Annotated in this window: 2 protein-coding genes; one reads left to right on the top strand and one right to left on the bottom strand. The window is 44.4% G+C overall.

Features of this window, described 5'->3' with window-relative positions; genetic code table 11:
- The first annotated feature begins 286 nt into the window (after positions 1-286).
- Positions 287-511, top strand: coding sequence for a hypothetical protein (locus ASL19_RS18020; RefSeq protein ID WP_057176910.1), 225 nt, complete (start codon positions 287-289; stop codon positions 509-511).
- A gap of 34 nt (positions 512-545) precedes the next feature.
- Here the strand turns inward: ASL19_RS18020 and ASL19_RS18885 are convergent, their stop codons facing one another.
- Entirely contained in the window at positions 546-704 is a 159-nt protein-coding gene (locus ASL19_RS18885; RefSeq protein ID WP_072149051.1) for an HNH endonuclease signature motif containing protein, read from the bottom strand.
- Positions 705-1,277 lie beyond the last annotated feature (573 nt).

The raw sequence follows: 1,277 nt of genomic DNA, 5'->3' as shown, positions 1-1,277 counted from the left end.
TACCTGGACCGGATACCCCCGTGAGAAGGGTTGCTGATTTTGCCCAGTCAGGGTTATAATGTGGGTGCAAAGTTACCTTCCTTAAATTAGAAAACTGGATTTCATCCTGATGCAAAAGTTTTATTAAATTTAGTAGTCCACCTCCCTGACTTCCCTTTTCAAGACATCCACACCCACGGGAATACTTATGAGGAAGCAGCCAAACATGGTCAGCAAGTGATTGACAGTTATCTTCTCAAGCGCGATATCACCAACACCGACAGCCTAGCTGCTGAGTTTGTCGCCTTTGACAATTGCAGGTAAAGATGGTAAAGATGCTAAAATCTATTTAGAAAAACAACTTAAACAAAGACTCGCAAGACTAGAAGAATTGCAAGGAACTGTTGCAAAATGCAGAAACGGAGCCATATCCCGTTGGTCTGTTGGGTTTCGTGCCTCAACCCAACCTACGATTACCCACGACAAAACCAGTCGGGTAAGGGTTGGACATCACTATCCTTCCCTCCCCTAAGAACCGGACTTGACAGTTTCCTCCGACTCAAGCCTTACTTCAAGCCTTTCAACTTGGGTTTTGAGTGTGCCTGTTTATGAGAGACTGAGTGCAAATACTTCAGGTTTTCTATGTCGTCCAGACCACCTTTTGCAACAGGTACTATGTGGTGGGTTTCGATTCCATCTCCATTGAGTAGTGGTTCACCGCAGATGGGACATTTTGCTCTCGACCGTTTAGATTTTTGACTTCCACCCCTAGTCTCTTACAGAGAGCTAACACTTTCTTTTTCGAGGGTTTGATAAGGAATTCCGTCACGGGTAATTCATTGGCGATCTCCCACAGGGAGTGCTTCCCAATCCCCCTTAACCGCACCCCTTGACTTATAGGAAAAACCTGATATTATATTTTCACGGGTTAAATAACCCTGCCACATACGAATAAAATATCAAGTAAACAATAAGGTGCTGAACTTTGACGGTCTACATGATCTCGGTTCGTACCAACCAGACTCATCCACCCAAGTAACTACAAGAGTCGAGTGGTAAGGGGTCTTTGTCTCAATTTTAGACTACAATCAATAATTACCCACAGTTTGAGCAGCGGTTAAGTTTGATAGAGACTATACTAGCAAATAAGTTCCCAGACTTGACCAAGGAGATGATTATGCAGTTGCAAGTCTCGTTTTTACCAAGAGATTCGGATGGAGGCCCTACAAGAGGGAGAACGGCGTGGGAGAGAAAAGGGAAGAGAGGAAGGACAGCGAAGGAAAAACCTGAGTCCCAAT

The sequence above is a fragment of the Cylindrospermopsis sp. CR12 genome (genome assembly GCF_001432185.1).
In the GTDB taxonomy this organism is placed as follows: Bacteria; Cyanobacteriota; Cyanobacteriia; order Cyanobacteriales; family Nostocaceae; genus Raphidiopsis; species Raphidiopsis raciborskii.
This window is presented reverse-complemented; position numbering and strand designations above follow the sequence as displayed.